The 5,914-nt window shown below is 36.7% G+C and carries 5 protein-coding genes; all 5 read left to right on the top strand.

Going from position 1 to position 5,914, the window contains the following annotated elements; genetic code table 11:
* The first annotated feature begins 246 nt into the window (after positions 1–246).
* Positions 247–702: an SMI1/KNR4 family protein gene (locus tag ACFWE9_RS25535; RefSeq protein ID WP_230159518.1), complete on the top strand. Its 456-nt coding sequence runs from the start codon at positions 247–249 to the stop codon at positions 700–702.
* Positions 703–828: 126 nt separating this feature from the next.
* A complete protein-coding gene (locus ACFWE9_RS25540; protein WP_230159519.1) occupies positions 829–1,536 on the top strand; it encodes a response regulator transcription factor in 708 nt (235 codons plus the stop codon).
* Positions 1,533–2,594, top strand: a complete 1,062-nt coding sequence (locus tag ACFWE9_RS25545) for a sensor histidine kinase (RefSeq protein WP_230159520.1) — start codon at positions 1,533–1,535, stop codon at positions 2,592–2,594. Before ACFWE9_RS25540 ends, ACFWE9_RS25545 begins: the two co-directional genes overlap by 4 nt.
* Before the next feature lie 98 nt (positions 2,595–2,692).
* Positions 2,693–3,469: an ABC transporter ATP-binding protein gene (locus ACFWE9_RS25550; protein ID WP_230159521.1), complete on the top strand. Its 777-nt coding sequence runs from the start codon at positions 2,693–2,695 to the stop codon at positions 3,467–3,469.
* A complete protein-coding gene (locus ACFWE9_RS25555; RefSeq protein WP_230159522.1) occupies positions 3,447–5,387 on the top strand; it encodes an FtsX-like permease family protein in 1,941 nt (646 codons plus the stop codon). Before ACFWE9_RS25550 ends, ACFWE9_RS25555 begins: the two co-directional genes overlap by 23 nt.
* Positions 5,388–5,914 lie beyond the last annotated feature (527 nt).

Consider the following 5,914-nt stretch of genomic DNA (forward strand, 5'->3'; position numbering starts at 1 on the left):
GTTAATATATTTAAAAAAGTGTAATTTTTCTATTCCTAATGAATATTTTATGTTCTAAGGATCTGCATGGAGAAAATGTCGTTTTGAATACCAGAGTTGTAATCAGAAAGTGAAGTTCCAATAGGCTGAGAATAATCAGTAAATCCTTGGCCGGTTTATAAACCGCAATAACAAGTGAATAGGGTTATTATCTAGTGGTGATTTAGTTTAGTAGGTTGCTACAATAAATGAAATGGAGTTGGTAGAATGGTGAATATTACTGGATACGGCAAAGCCACACAAGAAGCATTGAATGATTTTCAGGGATTTGTAGGTTTTGAAATTCCTGCAGATTATAAACAATTTCTCCTTAAGTATAATGGCGGCTCACCTGCAGTGCAAAACAGTAAGTTTTATGTAGATGCATTAGACACCCTCGTTTGCTTAAATGTACTTTATGGATTAGATCTTGAGGAAAAAGAGTTGGATTTACAAAAATGGCATGAAGAATACAATGAACGCTTACATAAGAATTGTATTATCATAGGGAATGATACGTGTGCAGGTAAAATCTTGTTAATAAATAACGAAGAGGAAAAGGGAGTTTACTTCTGGGATCAAGGGTGGTATTCGGATCCTTCAAACCAGGAAGAAAATATTTATAAAGTTGCAGCGAGTTTTAAATCATTCATTGAGGGACTGAAAATCCCGGATGAAATCTAATTTAATGTGAATCTCCTTGATTGGTTCCTGCCATTCAAGGTTTTTTATTTATGTATTTATTAGCAATAAATGGGGTGTTATTGCATGTGCAAAAGGGGACCGCGTCATTTTATAGAGGAGGAAAAGATGTATAAAATCTTATTGGTTGAAGACGATGTAAAAATAGCTGGAATCTTGGTCAATTATTTAAAAAGGTATGGGTATGAGGTTTTTGAAGTTAAGCAAATGGAAAAAGTCTTTGCAGAGTTCCAAGAGATAAGGCCGGATTTGGTTTTATTGGATATCAATCTACCCTATTATGATGGTTTCCATTGGTGCCGACTGATGAGGACGGTTTCAAAGGTTCCCATCATTTTTATTTCTGCAAGGACAGATGAAATGAACCAGGTCATGGCCATTGAATATGGGGGTGATGATTATATAACGAAACCGTTTCATTTGGAAGTCGTACTTGCAAAAATAAAGAGTGCCCTTCGCAGGGTTTATGGCGAATATGCCGAAACATCCTCATTCCATCATCATGTAAAGGAAATGGATGGATTAACACTATATTTGGAGAAAGCGATGATTGAATATCAACACAAACAGGTACTGTTATCCCAAAATGAGTTGAAATTATTGAATTGTTTACTAAAACAGTATGACACCATTGTCTCGCGGGAAGATTTACTTGAAGCGCTATGGAATGATGACTCATTTGTTGATGATAACACTTTGACTGTCAATGTCACTAGAGTACGGAGGAAACTAGAGGATATTGGAATCAAGTCCGCCATAACAACAAGCAGGGGAAAAGGATATCGGCTTAAAATCATGCAAGGTGAAGAAAAGTGAAGTTCAAATCCTACATAAAAGACCGTCTCTATTTTATATTTTATACTGTTCTATTAGGAAGTTTGCTCATCATTACTTATGCGTTCTCCGTTCTGGAAGCGGGGAATCACATATCGATTTCTAATATTATCTATCTATTTACCCTTGCAATGTTTATGATGTTACTATTTTTAGCGATTGATTACATAAGGCATTATCGTTTTCTTAATCAGTTAGGAAGGATGAAGCAAGAAGCAGCCTTGACGTTTGAATATGCCGAAGCCTTTATGAATCCCATGACAAATGAACATAAGTTGTGGATTGAGCTTTTTCAACAAATGAATCGGGCTACAATCGAGCAATTACAAGAACAAATCAAACAGAAGGAACAATATGAGCTGTTGATTCACCAATGGGTTCATCAAATGAAGACACCTGTTTCGGTCATTTCTTTACTGATTCAAGAAGGAAAAAGGACATTTTCTGATGAAGCGATGAAAGATTATCTTAAAGAGATTGAAGATGAAAATGATCGTTTTCGCAGAGGGTTGGAAATTATATTACACGGTGCAAGGCTGCAGCGTTTTTCGGAGGATGTAAAATCGGAGCGGATTGACTTAATTAATTTAGTCAAGCAAGTGATCAACGAGGAAAAGAAACAGTTCATTCAACGTTTCATTTATCCCAAGCTTGAAACAGAGCATGAAAATGTTTATGTGCATTCGGATCGTAAGTGGCTCCACTTTGCGATTAGCCAGGTTGCTTATAATGCACTGAAGTATTCAAGGCAGGGAGCGCATGACAGCATTACGTTTCGCATCGTTGAAAAAGAGTCTGAGATTTATCTTAGTATCATGGATCAGGGCATTGGAATTGTCCCGCATGATATAAAAAGAGTGTTTGATCCATTTTTTACAGGAGAGAACGGACGAACCCAACAAGAGTCAACTGGTATGGGGCTTTATTTAGTGAAGGAGATCGTTAACAAATTTGGACATGAAGTTACCATTCAATCGACTGTATCCGTAGGGACCACAGTGGAATTTCTTTTTAAAACAAATACCTTACATGAAAGGTGACAGAATTGTAAGGCTGTTTTGCCATTATGTAATAAACTTCGATGGGGGCCTCCGGCGTTATTTTTTATACTTACAATAAGAAAGGGAGGTATTCTAGTATGTCGATTTTAAAAGCAGAGCAATTATCCAAAACTTATTTTCAAAAGCAGGGGAATTTATTTCATAAAGCATTAGATAATTTCTCCATGAATGTTCAAAAAGGGGAGTTTGTCGGGGTGATGGGTCCTTCAGGAAGCGGGAAAACCACTTTGCTTAACTTAATGGCCACGATTGATAGGCCGACAACAGGGACAGTGACTCTAAATGATCAAAATCCTAATGAATTAAACAATCATGATCTGTCTTTGTTTCGAAGGAGGGAGATTGGATTTGTTTTTCAAGACTTTAATCTCCTTGATACACTTACCGTTCGCGAAAATATCCTTCTTCCTTTAGCTTTAGACCATTATAAACAACATGAAATGGAAGATAGGGTAAATCAGTTGGCACACTTACTTGGTATAGAAGGGATTTTAGAAAAACGGACTTTTGAAATTTCCGGAGGTCAGCAGCAGCGAACATCTTGTGCAAGAGCGATGATTCATGAACCATCCATTATTCTGGCTGATGAACCGACAGGTAATTTGGATTCCAAATCCGCCAAGCAGGTAATGGATAGCTTCACGACGCTTCAGGAGAAAAAGGGGGCATCCATCCTCATGGTCACCCATGATCCAACTGCCGCCAGTTTTTGTGACAGGATACTATTCATTAAGGACGGAAAGTTTTTTTCAGAGGTTCACAATGGTGGGGAAAGACAGTCCTTCCATCGTCGAATTTTAGATACGTTGAGCGTTTTGGGGGGAGTCTACCATGAACATTCGACTTCTCGCTAAGCGTAATATCCAAGGAAATACCCAACGTTATCTTGCTTATTTTTTCAGTATGGTCCTTTCTGTTTCAATCTTTTATATATATGCATCCTTTATCTTTCATCCAGATGTGGTCACAACGAATATCCCTGGAGGGCAGCTTGTTCGCAGGGGGCTTATAGCAGCTGAAATTGTCATCATCGTTTTCTCTGTTTTCTTTATCGCTTATTCTAATGCTGCATTCTTACAGCCGCGTAAAAAAGAGTTTGGATTGCTCACAATATTCGGGATGTCCCAAGCCCAACTTAGAAAACTGATTTACTGGGAGCAAACGATGGTATCCCTCCTATCGATCATGATCGGGGTTGGATTGGGGTTATTGTTTTCAAAGTTATTCTTAATGGTAGTTTCTTGGTTATTAGAGGTGGAGACACCATTATCATTTGTATTTGTTCCTAAAGCTTTTGTTTATACGATTGTTGGTTTCATTTTATTGTTTCAGGTACTATCGCTTCTTTCATTGTTTCAAATCGGAAATGCAAAGGTAGTCGATTTGTTAAAAGATAAACAAAAACCAAAAAAGTCACCGATTGTATCAAAGTGGTTAATTGCACTATCAGTAGTATGCTTGGGCATTTCTTATTATTTGGCGGTTACGATGAAAATGAACAATGCATATATTCGGGTATTGCCCATTTTGGTTTTCATCCTGATCGGCACTTATTTTTTATTCAGCCAAAGTATTGTCGCTCTTTGCAGGAGGCTTCATCTGAAGAAGAAGAGCTTATATAATGGAACAAATTTAATTACTCAAACAAACTTAATATTTAATATCAAGGATTATTCCAGGTTATTCTTTTTAACCTCGATCATTACTGCTGTCATTTTGACAGCTGGAGGAACACTTTTCATGTTCACAGCAGATCTCAAGAAGCAAGGGGTGGATAACATCCCGCAATCAATTGGCTGGGTTGAAAATGATGCTTCTGTTTATTCCGTCATTGAACCATCTATGGTGGAGAGATCCTTAAAAGAAGATGGATTCAAGATCCTTTACAAAGTCAATATGACAGGCGTGCCCATTACACATATGATTCCCAATATGAAAACGGGAGAACCTATTGAAGATAGGTCATTATTAATCTCGGAAAGTGATTTTAACAAAGTAGCGGCATTGAGAAAGCTAGATCCAATCAAGTTATCGGGAAAAGAAGCGGTATATATTTTTCCTTATGAAGGAATGGATTATCAATTCATACAAAAGGGGGAAGAAAAGGAACTTCACCATGGCAAACAAATCGTACGAGTAACGATGGCGGATCAGCTAAATCAAACGATAATCGCTCCCATCAAATCAGCTACCACCCTAATGGTGGTTGATGATCGATTATATAATGAAATCACGGCTGATGTGCCACTGAAAGAAATGATAAGAGCCCGCGGGTACGAAGTGAAAGATTGGGAAAAGGCAATAGAAACATCTAGGAAAATCGAAAAAATGTCGAACAATCCTGACCACAATCAATTGCAAACAAGAGCGCCTATTTATCAAAAGATGAAACAGGGAAGCATGTTGATCCTATTTATCGGCTTGTTTGTCAGTTTATTATTCTTTATAGTCCAAGGCAGCATGATGTATCTGCGTGTGTTTACGAACTTAGAAGATAAAAGAATTCAAATACATGCACTTCATCGATTGGGCCTAACAAAAAAAGAAATTCGGCAAATCTTAAGTGCGGAAATACGCATCCTCTTTTTTGCGCCTTTTGTGATAGGGATGATTCATGCAATATTTGCCTACATGGCATTAAGCAATTTATTGGGCTCCAATTTGTTTGGCTATTCGGCTATAGTCATCGCTACGTATTTTCTTCTTCAACTACTATATTATCAAGTAACGAAAAGAATGTATGAGCGGGCTGTCTTTAATACGATGAACTAAAAGCTATGATTAAATGGAATCGGGGGATATTGCTCCGATTCCATTTTCTATTTCAAGGAAATCAGCTCATTTAAACTTGAGGAAAAAACTTAGGCCATTTCATTGACGGTTCCAGGAATAGTGAATTAGTCAATACGTACTATTGTAAGAGGATTCACCCGTTATTTATGTTGGACCGGATGCTATCACAATTAAAATAAATGAATTTTGGCCTGATTAGACAGTTAACACTTAAAAAACTTGTAATATTTTCATATAAAGGGTAAAATTATTTGTTTCAAGAAACACTAATGAAACAAAGGACCCTTTCTTTTTCCATTTTCATTTATGTTAAAATAATACATATATGGAAATAAAGTACCGTGTTGGAAATCATTGTTCGATGATATTAGTATACATGATAAATTTAAAGTTATAAGGTAAAAAAATAACTGGGTAATCTGTTAATTACTTGATTAATCGTAGTCTTATATGCCTGTAATTATAAATAATAATTGATTTTTCTCTATTTCTTTGCTCCTTTATAT

The organism is Peribacillus sp. NPDC060253 (assembly GCF_042727425.1).
Classification (GTDB): Bacteria; Bacillota; Bacilli; order Bacillales; family DSM-1321; genus Peribacillus.